The 16336-nt window shown below is 60.3% G+C and carries 21 protein-coding genes and 1 tRNA gene; 13 read left to right on the top strand and 9 right to left on the bottom strand.

Annotation, left to right across the window (positions count from 1 at the left end):
* Positions 1 to 157: 157 nt before the first annotated feature.
* Positions 158 to 1609, top strand: a complete 1452-nt coding sequence (locus CWE17_RS10870) for a glycoside hydrolase 100 family protein (RefSeq protein WP_131457068.1) — start codon at positions 158 to 160, stop codon at positions 1607 to 1609.
* Between the two features lie 50 nt (positions 1610 to 1659).
* On the opposite strand, the gene petD is transcribed toward CWE17_RS10870, so the two are convergent.
* Both petD and petB read right to left on the bottom strand, forming a co-directional pair.
* Positions 1660 to 2142, bottom strand: coding sequence for a cytochrome b6-f complex subunit IV (gene petD / locus CWE17_RS10865; RefSeq protein ID WP_131457066.1), 483 nt, complete (start codon positions 2140 to 2142; stop codon positions 1660 to 1662).
* Between the two features lie 77 nt (positions 2143 to 2219).
* On the bottom strand, positions 2220 to 2876 hold the full coding sequence (gene petB / locus CWE17_RS10860) for a cytochrome b6 (protein WP_006042106.1): 657 nt from the start codon (positions 2874 to 2876) through the stop codon (positions 2220 to 2222).
* Positions 2877 to 2944: 68 nt separating this feature from the next.
* Here petB and ctpZ point away from each other — a divergent pair, with 68 nt between their 5' ends.
* The 7 genes from ctpZ to CWE17_RS10825 all read left to right on the top strand — a co-directional run bounded on the left by ctpZ (position 2945) and on the right by CWE17_RS10825 (position 7691).
* Positions 2945 to 4219: a carboxyl-terminal processing protease CtpZ gene (gene ctpZ, locus CWE17_RS10855; protein ID WP_370318303.1), complete on the top strand. Its 1275-nt coding sequence runs from the start codon at positions 2945 to 2947 to the stop codon at positions 4217 to 4219.
* Positions 4216 to 5472, top strand: coding sequence for an HD domain-containing protein (locus tag CWE17_RS10850; RefSeq protein WP_131457062.1), 1257 nt, complete (start codon positions 4216 to 4218; stop codon positions 5470 to 5472). The genes ctpZ and CWE17_RS10850 overlap by 4 nt, the downstream gene beginning before the upstream one ends.
* A 9-nt stretch (positions 5473 to 5481) precedes the next feature.
* A complete protein-coding gene (gene minC / locus CWE17_RS10845) occupies positions 5482 to 6180 on the top strand; it encodes a septum site-determining protein MinC (RefSeq protein ID WP_131457060.1) in 699 nt (232 codons plus the stop codon).
* Positions 6181 to 6222: 42 nt separating this feature from the next.
* Positions 6223 to 7038 (top strand): septum site-determining protein MinD, encoded by an 816-nt coding sequence (minD, locus tag CWE17_RS10840; protein WP_131457058.1) that lies wholly within the window; start codon positions 6223 to 6225, stop codon positions 7036 to 7038.
* A gap of 4 nt (positions 7039 to 7042) precedes the next feature.
* Positions 7043 to 7345 (top strand): cell division topological specificity factor MinE, encoded by a 303-nt coding sequence (gene minE, locus CWE17_RS10835; RefSeq protein ID WP_131457056.1) that lies wholly within the window; start codon positions 7043 to 7045, stop codon positions 7343 to 7345.
* Positions 7346 to 7386: 41 nt separating this feature from the next.
* Complete coding sequence (locus tag CWE17_RS10830) at positions 7387 to 7629, top strand: response regulator transcription factor (RefSeq protein WP_131457054.1); 243 nt, start codon at positions 7387 to 7389, stop codon at positions 7627 to 7629.
* Positions 7620 to 7691, top strand: a tRNA-Thr gene (locus CWE17_RS10825). The genes CWE17_RS10830 and CWE17_RS10825 overlap by 10 nt, the downstream gene beginning before the upstream one ends.
* A gap of 57 nt (positions 7692 to 7748) precedes the next feature.
* Here the strand turns inward: CWE17_RS10825 and CWE17_RS12280 are convergent.
* From CWE17_RS12280 to CWE17_RS10805, 5 genes are read right to left on the bottom strand one after another with little or no spacing between them, the layout of a single operon-like run.
* On the bottom strand, positions 7749 to 7913 hold the full coding sequence (locus CWE17_RS12280; protein WP_164498761.1) for a hypothetical protein: 165 nt from the start codon (positions 7911 to 7913) through the stop codon (positions 7749 to 7751).
* Entirely contained in the window at positions 7901 to 8518 is a 618-nt protein-coding gene (locus tag CWE17_RS10820; protein WP_131457052.1) for an L-threonylcarbamoyladenylate synthase, read from the bottom strand. Before CWE17_RS10820 ends, CWE17_RS12280 begins: the two co-directional genes overlap by 13 nt.
* 4 nt (positions 8519 to 8522) lie before the next feature.
* Positions 8523 to 9413 (bottom strand): peptide chain release factor N(5)-glutamine methyltransferase, encoded by an 891-nt coding sequence (prmC, locus tag CWE17_RS10815; protein ID WP_131457050.1) that lies wholly within the window; start codon positions 9411 to 9413, stop codon positions 8523 to 8525.
* 9 nt (positions 9414 to 9422) lie between these two features.
* The gene (locus CWE17_RS10810; RefSeq protein ID WP_240789373.1) at positions 9423 to 10529 is read right to left on the bottom strand and encodes a DNA-processing protein DprA; all 1107 of its coding nucleotides are present in this window, start codon (positions 10527 to 10529) and stop codon (positions 9423 to 9425) included.
* 31 nt (positions 10530 to 10560) lie between these two features.
* Positions 10561 to 11016 carry an acyl-CoA thioesterase gene (locus CWE17_RS10805; protein ID WP_131457048.1) on the bottom strand — a complete coding sequence of 152 codons (456 nt, stop codon included), beginning with the start codon at positions 11014 to 11016 and terminating at the stop codon, positions 10561 to 10563.
* Positions 11017 to 11070: 54 nt separating this feature from the next.
* Between CWE17_RS10805 and CWE17_RS10800 the strand changes: the two genes are divergently transcribed.
* Positions 11071 to 11919, top strand: a complete 849-nt coding sequence (locus tag CWE17_RS10800; RefSeq protein ID WP_131457046.1) for a universal stress protein — start codon at positions 11071 to 11073, stop codon at positions 11917 to 11919.
* A gap of 20 nt (positions 11920 to 11939) precedes the next feature.
* On the opposite strand, the gene psbM is transcribed toward CWE17_RS10800, so the two are convergent.
* On the bottom strand, positions 11940 to 12044 hold the full coding sequence (gene psbM, locus CWE17_RS10795; protein ID WP_131457044.1) for a photosystem II reaction center protein PsbM: 105 nt from the start codon (positions 12042 to 12044) through the stop codon (positions 11940 to 11942).
* A gap of 59 nt (positions 12045 to 12103) precedes the next feature.
* Complete coding sequence (locus CWE17_RS10790; protein WP_131457042.1) at positions 12104 to 12565, bottom strand: 2Fe-2S iron-sulfur cluster-binding protein; 462 nt, start codon at positions 12563 to 12565, stop codon at positions 12104 to 12106.
* A 262-nt stretch (positions 12566 to 12827) separates the two neighbouring features.
* On the opposite strand from CWE17_RS10790, the gene psbB reads away from it, so the two are divergent.
* The 4 genes from psbB (at position 12828) to CWE17_RS10770 (ending at position 16317) form a co-directional block, all read left to right on the top strand.
* Positions 12828 to 14387: a photosystem II chlorophyll-binding protein CP47 gene (psbB, locus tag CWE17_RS10785; protein WP_131457040.1), complete on the top strand. Its 1560-nt coding sequence runs from the start codon at positions 12828 to 12830 to the stop codon at positions 14385 to 14387.
* A gap of 21 nt (positions 14388 to 14408) precedes the next feature.
* Positions 14409 to 14504 carry a photosystem II reaction center protein T gene (locus CWE17_RS10780; protein WP_006042122.1) on the top strand — a complete coding sequence of 32 codons (96 nt, stop codon included), beginning with the start codon at positions 14409 to 14411 and terminating at the stop codon, positions 14502 to 14504.
* Positions 14505 to 14616: 112 nt separating this feature from the next.
* Positions 14617 to 15090 carry a transcriptional regulator NrdR gene (nrdR, locus tag CWE17_RS10775; RefSeq protein ID WP_131457038.1) on the top strand — a complete coding sequence of 158 codons (474 nt, stop codon included), beginning with the start codon at positions 14617 to 14619 and terminating at the stop codon, positions 15088 to 15090.
* A 132-nt stretch (positions 15091 to 15222) separates the two neighbouring features.
* On the top strand, positions 15223 to 16317 hold the full coding sequence (locus tag CWE17_RS10770; protein WP_131457036.1) for a 30S ribosomal protein S1: 1095 nt from the start codon (positions 15223 to 15225) through the stop codon (positions 16315 to 16317).
* Positions 16318 to 16336 lie beyond the last annotated feature (19 nt).

Here is a 16336-nt window from a genome sequence, read left to right as displayed (position 1 = left end):
CCTTCCGCCCTTCGGCTTCCTGCGCAGTCCAAAAACATAACCCACTAACTCCCCTACGCGCAACCTCAGGGGCGTCTCCAGATCTCCAGACTTGCTTCCACTGGCCAAAACGCTTGCAATCACTACGGTCTGATCAGGATCTCCTGAGCAACGAACCATGGCAGGTCGATTCAGCCAGCAGCACCAGCGTGTGCGACCCAGCTCCAAGGAAGACCAAGTCGTCGAGAAGGCAAGGGAGCATTTCGAACGCACCCTGATTTCCGTTGGTGGTGCACTGGCGGGAAGCGTGGCGGCACTGGAGCACCCCAGCTCCGACGGAGCTCTCAACTACGGAGAGATCTTCCTGCGCGACAACGTGCCGGTGATGGTTTACCTGCTAACCCAGCGCCGCTTCGATGTGGTGAAGCAGTTCCTGAGTGTGTGCCTGGATCTTCAGAGCACCACCTACCAGACCCGCGGTGTTTTCCCCACCAGTTTCGTGGAGGAAAACCAGGAGCTGATCGCCGACTACGGACAACGATCGATCGGAAGGATCACATCCGTCGATGCGAGCCTCTGGTGGCCAGTGATCTGCTGGCTCTACGTCAAACACAGCGGCGATCACAGTTTCGGCGCCAGCCAAAAAGTGCAGCGGGGGATCCAGCTGCTGCTTGATCTGGTCCTGCATCCAACCTTCGAGGGCACCCCCGTGCTCTTCGTGCCGGACTGCGCGTTCATGATTGATCGTCCAATGGACGTGTGGGGCGCACCACTCGAAGTGGAGGTGCTGCTCTATGGCTCGCTTCGCAGCTGCATCCACCTCATGGAACTCTGCAGAAGTCAGCACAACAGCAGGCTGCTCGATCAGCGCCTGGTGCTCACGAGGCAATGGGTGCATGACCTGCGCGGCTTCCTCTTGAAGCACTACTGGGTCACCAGCAAGACGATGCAAGTGCTTCGACGACGGCCCACGGAACAGTACGGGGAGAACCAGCACCAGAACGAATTCAACGTTCAGCCCCAGGTCATCCCCGACTGGTTGCAGGACTGGCTGGAAAACCGCGGCGGCTATCTGATTGGCAACATGCGAACCGGCAGACCCGACTTTCGCTTCTACAGCCTGGGAAATTCACTGGCCTGTCTCTTCGGCTTGCTGACCAGCCCCCAGCAGCGGGCGCTATTCCGCCTGGTCTTGCACAACCGTGACGATCTGATGGCCCAGATGCCCATGCGCATATGCCATCCGCCGATGGACGGTCTCGAATGGCAGAACAAAACTGGCTCAGACCCCAAAAACTGGCCATGGAGCTACCACAACGGTGGGCACTGGCCAAGCCTTCTCTGGTTTTTCGGTGCTTCCATCCTTCTGCATGAGCGGCGAAACCCACACGCCGACGTTCTGCTCATGGGCCAAATGAAGGCTCTTCTTGAAGAGAGCTACTGGAGTCATCTCAACCAACTGCCCCGTCAGCAATGGGCCGAATACTTCGATGGGCCAACAGGGACCTGGGTAGGACAACAGTCCCGCACCTACCAAACCTGGACGATCGTCGGATTCTTACTCCTGCATCACATGCTGAGGGTCAACCCTGACGATGTCGACATCCTGAGTCTGGACGATCAGCCATAAAAAAACCCGGCCAGAGGCCGGGTTTCATTCCTGAAAGAGCAGGACGTTGCTCAGAAGAGACCGAGGGTCAGAGACTTGTCGATCGGGAGTGCAGCACCAATACCCAGGTAGATGGTCGTGAGAGTTCCGAAGAGGAAAACGGCCATCGCCACTGGACGGCGGAAGGGGTTCTGGAACTTGTTGAAGCTCTCAATGAAGGGAACCAGCATCAGGCCCAGAGGAACAAGCGTCTGCAGAGCGATACCGAGAAGCTTGTTGGGGACAACCCGCAGAATCTGGAACACGGGGTAGAGGTACCACTCAGGAAGAATTTCGAGAGGGGTAGCAAAGGGATCAGCCTTGTCGCCGAGCATGGCCGGATCAAGAACGGCGAGGCCCACCACACAGGCAATGGTTCCCAGAATCACAACCGGGAAGATGTAGAGGAGATCGTTGGGCCAGGCAGGCTCACCGTAATAGTTGTGGCCCATGCCCTTGGCCAGCTTGGCCCGCAGCTTTGGATCGGTGAGATCCGGCTTCTTGAGGATGTGCATGATGCAGGACGGGGTTGTACGAACGGTAGAAAAAGCTGTTCGGTATCCGCTTCAGGATGTGAAGCGAATGAAATGGATCACAAGGGACCGGAGATGCCCTGCTTCCGAATCATCAGGAAGTGCATGAGCATGAACACGGCCAGCAGCCAGGGCATCACAAACGTGTGGAGGCTGTAGAAGCGGGTCAAGGTGGACTGACCAACGCTCTCACCACCGCGAAGCAGCTCAACCATGAAATCGCCGACCACAGGAATGGCGGCGGGAACGCCAGACACGATCTTCACAGCCCAGTAACCAACCTGATCCCAGGGGAGTGAGTAGCCAGTCACACCGAAGGACACGGTGATCACGGCCATGGTGACGCCCGTCACCCAGGTGAGCTCACGGGGACGCTTGAACCCCCCGGTGAGGTACACGCGGAACACGTGAAGAATCAGCATCAGCACCATCATGGAAGCGCTCCAGCGATGAACCGAGCGGATCAACCATCCGAAGCTGACGTCGGTCATCAGGTACTGAACCGAGCTGTAGGCCTCTGCCACCGTCGGCTTGTAATAGAAGGTCATCGCGAACCCAGTCGCGAACTGAATCAGGAAACAGACCAGGGTGATCCCGCCCAGGCAATAAAAGATGTTGACGTGGGGTGGGACGTACTTGCTGCTGATGTCATCAGCGATGTCTTGGATTTCAAGACGTTCCTGGAACCAGTCGTAGACGGGTGAGGAGTTCGCCATGCAGAGGTGGGCTTGGATTGCGAGAGTCTACTGAACACGTTCCAGCGATCGCGTCCGGGATGAAGCCAATGTTGCCGACTGTTAACGACCTGGCAAACCAATTGCGGCGACTGGCTTGTGGGCTGATCAGCCTGCTCGTGATCGCCCTCGCCATCGCCCCTCAAGCCCTAGCGCTCAACGATGCGCAGCAGCTCGTGGTGGAGAGCTGGAAGCTGGTGAACCAGAGCTATGTCGACCCGTCGCGCTTCGATGCCATCCACTGGCGAAGGCTGCGCCAGAAAGCCCTAGAGGGATCCATCGAATCCAGTGGCCAGGCCTATGACGCCATCGATGCCATGCTCGCGCCGATCGGCGATCCCTACACCCGACTGTTGCGGCCAGCGGACTACGACGTCATGAAGGCCAGTAACGAAGGCAGCCTCAGCGGAGTAGGGCTGCAACTTGGGCACCGCAGTGATGACGGCAAGATCGTGGTGATCGCGGCCCTAGAGGGCTCACCCGCGGCTGATGCAGGCCTGGTCAGTGGCACGTTGGTGCTGGCCGTGAATGGAGAAACCACAGAAAGCCTTGGGCTCGAAGCCACGGCTGCCCGCCTTCGCGGCGAGGCAGGAACCCAGGTGGTGCTCACCTTGCTGTCAGCGGATGACACCCAGAGCGAAGTAACGCTCGAGCGTCGGTATGTGGATCTCAGGCCAGTGCGTACAAGGCGCCTACGCAGCGACAGTCACACGCTTGGATACCTGCGGATCACCCAATTCAGCGATGGTGTGCCAGACCAAGTGCAGGAAGCACTACGAGAGCTCTCCGAGAAGGGAATTGAGGGCCTGGTGCTCGACCTTCGCAACAACTCCGGAGGGCTTGTCAGTGCTGGTTTGAGCGTGGCAGATGCCTTCCTCAGCAATCAGCCGATCGTGGAAACCCGCAACCGAGATGGAATCGCCGATCCCATTCAGGCTGGTCAGGGGGAGATTTACAGCGGGCCGATGGTCACCCTTGTCAATCAAGGGACGGCCAGCGCGAGTGAAATTCTGGCGGGTGCCCTCCAAGACGACGGGCGCTCCCAGCTGCTCGGAAGCCGAACCTTTGGCAAAGGACTGATCCAGACCCTGACCAATCTCAGTGATGGCAGCGGTCTGGCCATCACTGTGGCGGGCTACGTCACACCAAGCGGCCGGGACATCCAGGGTCAAGGACTGGAGCCAGATCGCCTGCTGGATCAGCCAGAGCCCTTGAATCCTGGAGGCGAAGGAGATCGCTGGCTCCTGGATGCCGAACGGTTTATGGAATCGCTACTGGATCGCAGAACGGCCTCCGCGGACCCGGAACCCGACCCGCAGCCATGAGCAGCCGAACATTCCACGACCCCCTCCATCGCAGCATCCGGCTCGATGCCAGCCGGCCCGCTGAGGCCATGGTCATGGCCCTCGTCGACAGCCAACCATTCCAACGCCTACGTCGTATCCGACAACTGGGTCCCGCCTTTCTCACCTTTCACGGTGCTGAATCGAGTCGTTTCACCCATTCCCTTGGGGTTTTTCATCTGGCGCGCCAGGCCCTTGATCGGCTGGTGTCCAAAGACCCCACCCTGGAATGCCATCGCGGCACCCTGTATGCCGCGGCACTTCTCCATGATCTGGGCCATGGACCGCTCAGTCATACCGGCGAGGAGATGTTCGGTCTGCATCACGAGCAGTGGTCAGCGCGACTCGTGCGTGAGCACCCCCAGATCCGCCCGTTGCTCGATGCCCACAGCGCTGGCACGGCTGATGCTGTGGCCAACCTGCTGGGGCATGACAAGGCTGAACGCAGCGTGATCAAAGCGCTCGTCAGCAGCCAATTGGATTGCGACCGTCTGGACTATCTACTGCGCGACAGCTACAGCACTGGAACCCGCTACGGACAACTCGATCTGGAGCGAATCCTTTCGGCGCTCACCCTGGCACCTGATGGTGAACTGGCCATCCATCCGAAGGGGCTGATGGCAGTGGAGCACTACCTCGTTGTGCGCAATCTGATGTACCGCAGTGTTTACAGCCATCGACTCAATGTGGTTTGCAACTGGCTTCTGGAACAGGTGATCCGCATCGCCCGACAGCTCGGCCCCGGGGATGTCTGGTGCGATGCGGTTTTGAAGCGGTGGCTGTGGTCGCCCAAACAGTTGGATCTCAACGCGTTCCTCGCCAATGACGATCTACGGACCGGGTACCACCTACTGCGCTGGGCGGAGGACGGCCCAGCGCCTCTGGCCAACCTCTGCCAACGCTTTCTCGATCGACAGCTCCTCAAGGCCAGTGCCGTCGAGCATCTGACCAGCGAACAGCAGCTGGAGGCCCTTGCTCTCGCCAGACGCCTTTCTGAGCAGCAGGGCATGGATGCGGAAACCTGCTGCGGACTCCGTCATCAGCAACTGCGGGGGTATCACCCCTACCGAGGCGGGCTACGTCTCTGGGATGGCCAGCGCTTACTTGCCCTCGAGCAGGAATCACCTCTTGTACAAAGTCTGACCACGCCAGCCGCAAGCGCCTGGCTCATCCACCCTCGGGAGATCGAAACAGAGCTTCGCAGCCACCTGGGCACCCATGGCTTCGGCGCCTAGCGTTTGCCCATGCCTGAGCCGCTTTTTGAAGCCAGATCCCAGGAGGACGTGACTTACCGACTTCGGCTTCCCCCCTTCCTGGAGCGTGACTGGCAGGAAGCACTGCCTGATCTACTCGCCAACTGTCCGCCAGGGCCCGTGGATCTCGATTGCGGAACCTGGCCTCTCAACGTGCGAGACCTTCAACATCTAATCGACACCCTGGAACGGGAAGGACTCTCGATCAACGGCCTGGAAGCCTGCAGAAGTGAAACGGTCATCAGTGCCAATGCCCTTGGCCTACAGGCCCGCCTGCGGATGGAACACCTGCAGATCAAGCCCGTAGCTGACGCTGCAGCAGGCCTGCGGCTCCATCAGGGCACCTTGAGGTCTGGGGATCACGTCAACGCCCAGGGCCACCTTCTACTGGTCGGTGATGTGAACCCTGGCGCCCGCGTGTCAGCAGCTGGTGATGTTCTGGTCTGGGGGCGACTGAGGGGCGTTGCCCATGCAGGCTGCCTAGGCAACAGCGAGGCCAAGATCGTGGCGCTCCAGTTGCGGCCACTGCAACTGCGGATCGCTGATTGCGTTGCCCGTGGACCGGACGAGCAGCCTCAACCTGGCTTTGCGGAGCAAGCCCGCATCGTGAATGGAGAAATCGTGATTGAAGCCGCCCAGCCACTGCCCCCGATCGTTCCTGCAACAGAGCGGGACGATTCCCTGGCCTGAATGACTCACCCCCTTTAGGCTGCCCTGACTTCCCGGGACCCCGTGGCGCCAACCTCGCGAACGATCCTGATCTGCTCTGGCAAAGGCGGTGTCGGCAAAACGACCCTCACAGCCAATCTGGGCATTGCCCTGGCCAGGCAAGGTCAGAAAACCGTTGTACTGGATGCCGATTTTGGCCTTCGCAACCTCGATCTTCTGCTGGGCCTCGAAAACAGAATCGTCTACACAGCGCAGGAGGTTCTGGCTCAGACCTGCCGGCTCGAACAAGCCCTCGTACGCCACAAGCAAGAGCCCAACCTCGCCCTGCTTCCGGCGGGCAATCCCCGCATGCTCGAGTGGCTCAAACCCGAAGACATGCAATCCATCGTGAGCATGCTTCAAAAACAGTTCGACTACGTGCTGATCGACTGTCCTGCCGGGATCGAGGACGGATTCAAGAATGCAGCCGCTGCAGCCCGCGAGGCCATCGTGATTACCACTCCTGAGGTTTCAGCAGTTCGCGACGCCGACCGGGTGATCGGGCTTCTCAACACCAGAGGGGTTTCGCCGGTGCAGCTGGTTCTCAATCGAGTGCGGCCAAAAATGATGGCGAACCAAGAAATGCTGGCGGTTGATGATGTCACCGACATCCTCGCCCTCCCCCTGCTGGGACTGGTGCTGGAGGATGAACAGGTGATCGTGAGCACAAACCGGGGTGAACCACTCACCCTGAACGGTGGCGGCTCACCTGCAGCCCGTGCTTACGCCAACATTGCACGCCGCTTGCAGGGAGAGGACGTTCCTCTCATCGACCCTGCAAAAGAAGGACGTGGGCTACGCGCCAAGGTGCGCCGGCTGATGCAAAAGAAGATTTTCTGAAGCGATGACCCTGCGCGACATCCTCGACAAACTGCTCGGACGCCAGCCAGCCAGTGCCACCACAGCACGGGAACGTTTGCAGCTGGTGCTTGCCCACGATCGCAGCGATCTCAGCCCCGAACTTCTGGAGCAGATGCGCAAAGAGATCCTTGAGGTCGTGGCGAAGTACGTAGAAATCGACCTGGATCATGGCGACGTAAGCCTGGAGACCGAAGACCGGGTGACCGCGCTCGTGGCGAACCTGCCCATCCGCCGCCCCCTGGCCATTCCAACCCGCAACAACGACCAAGAGACAGTCGACGCCTGAGGGCGTCCCAGGGGAATGCTTGGCTCAGCAGCACTTTTGCCATGCCGACCTCTGACCTCAGCCCTGCGGAGCTCTCTGTCGTTCGCTTGCTGTTGGAAGGACTCAGCAACAAAGCCATCGCCCAGCGCAGGGTTCTCAGCATCCGCACCGTGGAGACCCACATCAGTCATGCCCTGGGCAAGACCGGCTGTCGCTCCAGGCTGGAGTTGATGCTCTGGATGCTGGCCAGGGAAAGGCATCAGAGGCCGGAGCCGGCCGGTACACTTCCCTCATTGCCGGCTTAGCTCAGCGGTAGAGCAGCGCTTTTGTAAAGCGAAGGCCGTCGGTTCAAATCCGTCAGCCGGCTTGGATGGTGATTGCAGTGAATCTTCGGGGCACTGTCCGTTCTCAGGACTGTCCGTTCTCAGGACTGACCAGATCGACCGGCAAGCAACCAGAGGCCAGTCAGAGCCAGGAGCCAGGGAAGAAAACCAAGGTTGAAAAGAGGGCTCGCAAAGCCAACCACTGGGGAGATCAGCCAGTGGGTCGCTGCCTGCAGCACGAGCACGATGGCGATCAACCAGAGCATGGGGGCTTCAGGTTCAGGCCTGTAGGCATCACAGCACCCTCTCGCAGGACTCGCCACTCGCCTGGACCGCTCCAGGCGAGAACGGTGCTTGCCAAGCCACTCGGAGCTAGCCAGGGCAGCGGAGCAAGCAGTGAAAGCGAGGGAAAGCAACGCCAAGCGTCTCGAGCGTTGGTCGCAGCGGGCTCTCCGGACCGATTCACGCTTGTGGTGGCCAGGGGGCCGCTCCTGGCCAAGAGCGCTCTGGTGACTGCGCAATCGGGCACGCGCATGCCGAGTGTTGACGCCCCTGGGTGGAGCCTGTCAGTCATCGATCCTTGGGAGGGGAGCACCAAGGTGAGAGCGCCTGGCCAATGATCTGAGGCCAGAGCTTCCGCCTCCCGACGTGCATCGACCCGCGCGTGACACAGCAGGTCCATGGCATCAGCGCCCATCAAGATCAGCGGCTTCTCCAAAGGACGCTGCTTCAGGCACCAGATCTGGCCAGCGTGATCCGGCAGTGCGGCCAGGGCCGGGAGGGTGTCGGTTGGAATCAACACAGGATTTCCACTCTGCAACTGAAGCAGCAGTGACTCGACTCCATCCCCATCAGGCATCAAAACTGGCATCAAATCAGGACGACCTCCTGGCAATACAGAAGCGGGCGACCCCTTCAAGATCGCGTTCAGCTCGAACATCCTCAAGGCCGGCCTTGCGACAAAGCGCAGCAACCGGCTCGCTCTGATCGTGATGATGCTCCATCAGCAGCCATCCGCCTGGAGCGAGAGCGCGGCCTGCTGACATCACAATGCTCGCAATGGAATGGAGGCCATCGGGACCTCCATCAAGCGCCAGCCTTGGTTCGTAATCCCGCACCACCGGATCAAGGAGATCCACCGTCGAAGCAGGGATATAAGGCGGGTTAGACACCACCAACTGCAATTCCCCCCACCAGGGTTCCAACGGCGTCCACCAGTCACCAGCATGCAATTGCCAGTCAGCCGAGCCGGCCAAGCGCTCCAGGTTGGTGCGGGCCAGAGCCAGGGCCGCTTCACTGCAATCGACCCCATGGCCGCTCCAATGGGGTAGGGCACGAGCCAGAGCAACCGCCAGGGCACCAGAGCCCGTGCCTAGATCAGCCCAGCGCCCAGACCCAAGGGAATTCGGCTTGACCGAGACGCAGTCGAGGGCGAGATCCACGAGCAGTTCGGTCTCCTGCCTGGGAATCAAGGCTGCGGATGACACGGTTAATTCGAAGTCCCGCCAGGGGCAGCAACCAACCAGATGCTGCAAGGGCTCGTGACAGTGGAGATGGCGCCGCCAGAGCGACTCAAGCTCCTCAAGCGCACAGCTGAGGGTCACAACCCTGGCACCGGGATCGAGATGCAAACGCTGAAGCTCAGTCCAGCGAAGACCACCGGCCAAATCCAGCAACCAGTCGAGATCGGCTCCATAGCCTCCCCGGGAGAGCTGCTTCCGCCTCCAGGCCAGCAGGTCTGTGCCAGAAAGCTCTGAAGATGCCATCCATCCAAGCTAAGCAAGCCGCCAGCGCATCCCAGGTTCAGCGCAGACAACTCCCTGAAGCTCCAGCTGAAACAACTGCTCCGCCAAATCGGCGGTGGATCGACTGAGTTCCTGGCCCAGCGTCTCCAACCCGGCACCTTGCTCAAGCAATCGCAACAGAGCGGAATCCTGAGCACCAGCAGCGACGGGTGGAGACAACTTGGAGAAAGAACTCTGCTCAGGTCGCGCCAGGCAGCCGGCACCCAGGAAATCGAGAAAGTGGTCAATACAGACCAGCGGCGAAGCCCCGTCGGCCAAGAGTGCGTTACTGCCCTTCGCCGAATCCCTCAGAACATCCCCAGGGACCACCCAGAGAGCACGCCCCAGTTGCTGAGCACATCGAGCCGAGAGCAACGCCCCACTTCCCTGCGGACACTCCACGACCACCACAACCCTGGCGAGAGCGACCAGCAGTCGGTTGCGAAGCGCAAAGCTCGCGCGAGAGACACGAGCCTCCGGAGCCTGCTCCGTGATCAACAATCCACTGGAGGCCACATGGGCCTGAAGCTGGGCATGCTCGGGCGGATAAACCCTGGTCAAAGGAGTTCCCACGACAGCGATCGGCCGACCAGATGCCGCGAGGCAACCTTGATGCGCAGCAGCATCAACCCCCTCGGCCAAACCACTGACCACAGGCCATCCCGCCTCCGCCAGCGCTTCTCCCAACCTGGTGGCCACCCGCAAGGCATGGGACGAAGGCCGCCGGGTGCCGACAATCGCAACAGCGGCAGAATCCGCCAGCGCTGTCCAGAGGGAGTCCTGCCCTCGCCAAAAGAGCGCGACCGGAGGCCTAGGCAGGGCGCCTAGAGCATCAGGCCAGATCCTGTCGCCGGGCACCAAGACATCCGCTGGAACGCTGACACGAGGAGCCTTCCCCCAGCGAGAGCGAAACCGATCAACCCGTTCAAGCAGGGAGTCAGGCCAGAGCAGAGCAGCCTTCAGGCGAGCGCGGGGCCACCCCCAGAGCGCCGCAAAGCCTCCTTCAGTCCGGAGGGCGAGAGCCCGAAGGGCATCCATCCGACTGGAACCAAGGCCAGGACAACGACTCCACAACCACCACCAATCGCGCAACTCCAAACCCGGCAACTAATACATCTGTATCATCGTCTCATGCTGGCGGCTCAGGGCCTTGCTGGAGGCGCCGCAAGGCGTCGCCGAGGGGTTCCGGAGCCTGGCGCAGAAGGGTGCGACGCCCACCGTCGAAGCGAACCAGCACCAGCTCGACCCGAGCCTCTGCCGCCACCTCGCCATCCGAGCGCAGCCAGCGACTCCGCCACGGCCAGCGAACTCCTTTCCTAGGGAGCGCCCAGCTTTCCAACAGCACCTGCTCGCCGTGATGGAGGGCCTGCCGATAGTCGATCTCTAGGCGCACCACAGGCATTTCCAGCCCTGCCTCCGACACCACGCCGTAGGGCAGCCCCACGGCTGCCAATGCCTCCACCCTCGCCTCCTCGAGCCAGGCCACATAGGCGCCATGCCACATCACCCCACCGTGGTCGGTGTGCTGAGGAAGAACACGTTTGCTCCAACGCCAGGGCCGCGTCGTAACGCTCTCAATCACCATGCTTCAGGCCCTCCTTTTTCGGCCATAGGCTGCTGCACACACCGCTGCGATGTTGTGTTCAACAACCTTCTGATTGCTGATTCCGGGAAGGGGCATGTCGAGGAGATGGTCAAAATGCTGCGCGATCTACCCGGATTCCGCGCCGCAAGGATCAACCTCCTCCATGTTGTTCCAGAACAGAACAAATCCGGCGCTGAAGAGCACTGGGCCGACGCCGCCCAGCTCCTTGCCCAGGCGGTGGAGCGGCTTGGCCTCAACCCGAGCGAAGTGAACTCGATCATTCGTCAAGGTGACGCGAAACAGACCGTGCTCAAAGTGGCAGAGGAGCTCAATGCCGATCTGATCGTGATGGGATCCCGGGGGCTCGGACGACTCCAATCGATCCTCGCCAACAGCACCAGCCAGTACGTCTTCCAGCTCTCAACCAGGCCCATGCTTTTGGTGCGAGACGATCTGTACGTACGCCATGTCAATCGTTTGCTCGTGACCATCGATGGCACAGGAGTTGGCGACGACGCCCTGCGACTGGCCTGCGAGATGATTCGCGACATTCCCGGGGGACAACTGACGGGTGTCCATGTGGCCAGGCAGGACATCACCCCATCCCGAGGAGCCGTTAGCAAAGGCGACGCTCTACTGGAGGCAGCGGTCCAACGGGCCCGCGGCTATGGAGTCGCCCTGAAGCCCTTACACATCACCGCGAACGACATCGGCCGCGGGGTGTGCCAGGCCGCCAAGGACACGAATGCCGATCTCGTCGTGATCGCATCCCAGGACCGTCGACCGCTCGTGGCCCGCGGACTGGTGGATCTGGACAAACTGCTGGGGGGATCCGTGAGCGACTACATCAGGGTGCATGCTCCAGCCCCCGTGATGCTCGTGAGGGAACCGGAGCGGTCTTGAAACTGCTCCGGTGAACCCGTTCAGCTCTGCTTGCTGTTGGTCTGAATGAACAAAATGATCAGGAAGACCGTCGGAACCAGCACGAACATGAGGCTGGCGACAAAGCCGAGATCGTTGGTTTCCATGACCGCTGATAAGTGCCCTCGGAAGGTATCACCGTTCGGCGACCTCGCAGGGCCAAACCTCAGGCCTCGTCACCGGGCGTAGCAGCCCGATCATCAAGTTCCTGATCAGGCTCGGGCTCATCTTCATTTAGCTCCTGAGCAGGCCAGGCGGTTGGCCCGCTTGGCAAACCGCCCGCTTGTGCTGCTGCGATCCGTGCCTCCGCATCCGCAAGCCCCATCTGCGGCCTGGTCAAGACCACGAGGGAGTCCTGTACAAGCGCCTGACAGGCAAGACGCCAAGTGTTCGGCCGACGCCGCAACTTGTTCTCCTCCACTGCCGTGCGCGTGGAGAGAGCACCCGGCGAAGCACCATCCGGCACATCGACAAAGCAAGTAATGCACTGGCCGCACCCGCCGCAGTTGCCAAGCTGACCTTTCAGGCCGTACAGGGAAATCCCTTCACGAAGGGCCACGTCCCGCAGATTTTCCCCGGGGTAGCACTCCACGTCACGACCTTCTCTGACAAAGCGGATGACTGGCATGACGAGGGGAGGTCGGAAACCTGCATTCTGAATCCAGGGGTTGCGATTTGTAACCGCCGCATCAGAGGCACCCCGACATCGCCCTGAAGCCCCTACCTCCCTTCCTCCAGCAGGGACATGGCAACAGGCCGATCCGCTCAACGGCAAGAAAGAGATGTTGAGACGTTGCAGCTCGCGACAGCGAGTCCCGGCAGCCCTTCAACACCCCTTACGATCGCTGGGTCTGGCTGCATCAGCAGCTTCGTTCCCCCGAACCTGACCCATGGGATTGCCCTGGTATCGGGTGCACACCGTCGTTATTAACGACCCCGGCCGACTCCTGGCCGTGCACCTCATGCACACCGCCCTCGTTGCCGGCTGGGCCGGCTCGATGGCTCTCTATGAACTCGCCATTTTCGACCCCTCGGATCCTGTTCTGAATCCGATGTGGCGTCAGGGCATGTTTGTGATGCCTTTTATGGCCCGTCTTGGCGTCACCGGCAGCTGGGGAGGCTGGAGCATCACCGGTGAGACCGGTGTGGATCCTGGCTTCTGGAGCTTTGAAGGTGTCGCCGCAGCTCACATCGTGTTCAGCGGCCTGCTGATGCTGGCTGCCATCTGGCACTGGACTTACTGGGATCTCGAGATCTGGCAGGACCCACGCACAGGTGAGCCCGCCCTTGATCTCCCCAAGATTTTCGGCATCCACCTCCTGCTTGCAGGACTCGGCTGCTTCGGTTTCGGCGCCTTCCATCTCACCGGTGTTTTCGGACCGGGCATGTGGATCTCCGATCCGTACAGCCTCACCGGGCACCTAGAAGCTGTCCAGCCAGCCTGGGGTCCTGAAGGATTCAACCCCTTCAATCCTGGTGGAATCGTTGCTCACCACATCGCTGCAGGGATTGTCGGCATCATTGCTGGCATCTTCCACATCACCACTCGACCTCCTGAGCGCCTCTACAAGGCCTTGCGCATGGGGAACATCGAGACGGTCTTGGCTAGTGCCATTGCCGCTGTGTTCTTCGCAGCCTTCATCGTGGCCGGCACCATGTGGTATGGCTCAGCTGCCACTCCTGTTGAGCTGTTCGGCCCGACCCGTTATCAGTGGGATCAGAGCTACTTCAAGACCGAGATCAACCGTCGCGTTCAGACGGCAATGGATTCAGGTGCTTCCGAGCAAGAGGCTTATGCCTCGATCCCTGAGAAACTTGCGTTCTACGACTACGTCGGAAACAGCCCTGCCAAGGGCGGTCTGTTCCGTGTCGGTCCGATGGTGAATGGTGATGGTCTGCCCACGGGTTGGATTGGCCATATCTCCTTCACTGACAAGGATGGTCGCGATCTTCAGGTGCGCCGTCTCCCCAACTTCTTTGAGAACTTCCCTGTGGTTCTTGAAGACAGTGACGGCATCGTGCGGGCTGACATTCCTTTCCGTCGGGCTGAAGCGAAATATTCCTTCGAGCAGCAAGGTGTGACCGCCACAGTCTTTGGTGGTGCCCTTGATGGTCAGACCTTCACTGATCCTGCTGACGTGAAGCGACTGGCTCGCAAGGCTCAACTGGGTGAAGCGTTCGAATTCGATCGCGAGACCTATCACTCCGACGGCACCTTCCGCAGCTCACCCCGCGGCTGGTTCACCTTCGGCCATGCCACCTTTGCCCTCCTCTTCTTCTTTGGGCACATCTGGCACGGTGCACGCACCCTCTACCGTGACGTGTTTGCCGGTATCGACCCCGATCTCGGTGAGCAGGTTGAGTTCGGTCTGTTCCAGAAACTGGGAGACCGTTCCACCCGTCGACTGCCTGAGGGCTACGTGCCCCCGGCAGGCACCACCCTCAGCTGATCGCCCCCTCGGAGACTCTCGATGGAAAGCTTCGCTTACATCCTCATCCTCACCCTGGCGATTGCCACACTCTTCTTCGCCATCGCTTTCCGCGATCCCCCGAAGATCGGCAAGTGATTCAGGAATCAACTGCTTTGCCCCGCCTGAAGGCGGGGCTTTTTTTGGCAATTTCCAGGCCTGGACAAGCTGTCTAAACTTGGAGCACATTCGACTTCGGAGTGAACCGGGCGTGCAGTGCCCTTCCTGCCAAAACACAGACAGTCGGGTATTGGAATCCCGTGCTGCCGATGGAGGCAGGAGTGTTCGCCGTCGGCGTGAATGCCTGAACTGTGAGTTTCGCTTCACCACCTATGAACGGGTGGAGACCATGCCGATCACCGTCCTCAAACGGAATGGCAGCCGCGAGAGCTTCAGCAGGAGCAAGCTGCTCCATGGCCTGAGCAGGGCCTGCGAGAAAACCGGGATCACAGCCACCAAACTCGAAGAAATCGTCGACGAACTTGAGCTCACCCTTCAACAGCGCAACGGTCGCGAGGTGACCAGCCACGACATTGGAGAGCTGGTGCTTGAGCAACTCAAGGAGCTCAGCGAGGTGGCATACGTTCGTTTTGCTTCGGTTTACAAGCAGTTCCGCGGCGTCAACGACTTCGTCAAGACGCTCGAAGGAATGAACACGAGCAAGCCTCCTCTAGCCACCGTTTGAATTGAGCAGCTGAAGAACCACCCAAGCGAATCGCCCTAGGGCCGTCTGTAAGAATGGGCGATTCGATCGCTTGTGGTCGGCGGGCCTCAGCGTCTTCTCTCACACTGTCTTTGGGCAGACCGCCATCCCCCCATGTCTGTCACCTCCACCGACCAGGTTCAGGATCCCAACGCGGAAACAGCAGCGTTTGCCGAAGATGCTGAAGCGATCATGGCAACGGAATCCATCGATGCCTTCGCTGAAGAGGACCTGAGTATTCCGGAGGACGTGCCGACCGCTGATGACCCCAGCAGCCGGGCCAGCAGCCGTGATCTCGATGGCGCTGGTTTCACCCTCGACGAGTTCGCCTCGCTGCTGAGCAAGTACGACTACAACTTCAAGCCTGGCGACATCGTCAACGGCACCGTCTTTGCCCTTGAGTCGAAGGGAGCGATGATCGACATCGGCGCAAAGACGGCCGCCTTCATGCCGATGCAGGAGGTGTCGATCAACCGTGTTGAGGGACTGAGCGATGTTCTCCAGCCGGGAGAGGTGCGCGAGTTCTTCATCATGAGCGAAGAGAACGAAGATGGTCAGCTCGCACTATCGATTCGCCGGATTGAATATCAACGCGCCTGGGAACGGGTGAGGCAGCTGCAGAAAGAAGACGCCACCATTTATTCCGAGGTGTTCGCCACCAACCGTGGTGGTGCTCTCGTACGCGTCGAAGGCCTTCGGGGCTTCATCCCCGGCTCCCACATCAGCACCCGCAAGCCCAAGGAAGAGCTTGTGGCGGATTTCCTTCCGCTCAAGTTTCTCGAGGTGGACGAAGAGCGCAATCGTCTGGTGCTCAGCCATCGTCGCGCCCTGGTGGAGCGCAAGATGAATCGCCTCGAGGTAGGCGAAGTGGTGATCGGCACCGTTCGTGGCATCAAGCCCTATGGCGCCTTCATCGATATCGGTGGTGTCAGCGGTCTGCTCCACATCTCCGAAATCAGCCACGAGCACATCGAGACTCCTCACACCGTGCTCAATGTCAATGACCAGATGAAGGTCATGATCATCGATCTGGATGCCGAGCGCGGCCGCATCTCTCTCTCCACCAAGGCGCTTGAGCCGGAGCCCGGTGACATGCTCACCGATCCCCAGAAGGTGTTCGAGAAGGCCGAGGAAATGGCTGCCCGTTACAAGCAAATGCTGCTTGAGCAGGCCGAGGAGGGCGAAGAGTCCTACGGGATGATGGGCTGATTCTCGCGATCAGTTCGTC

It is taken from the genome of Synechococcus sp. BS56D (genome assembly GCF_004332405.1).
Taxonomy (GTDB): domain Bacteria; phylum Cyanobacteriota; class Cyanobacteriia; order PCC-6307; family Cyanobiaceae; genus Synechococcus_C.
This window is presented reverse-complemented; position numbering and strand designations above follow the sequence as displayed.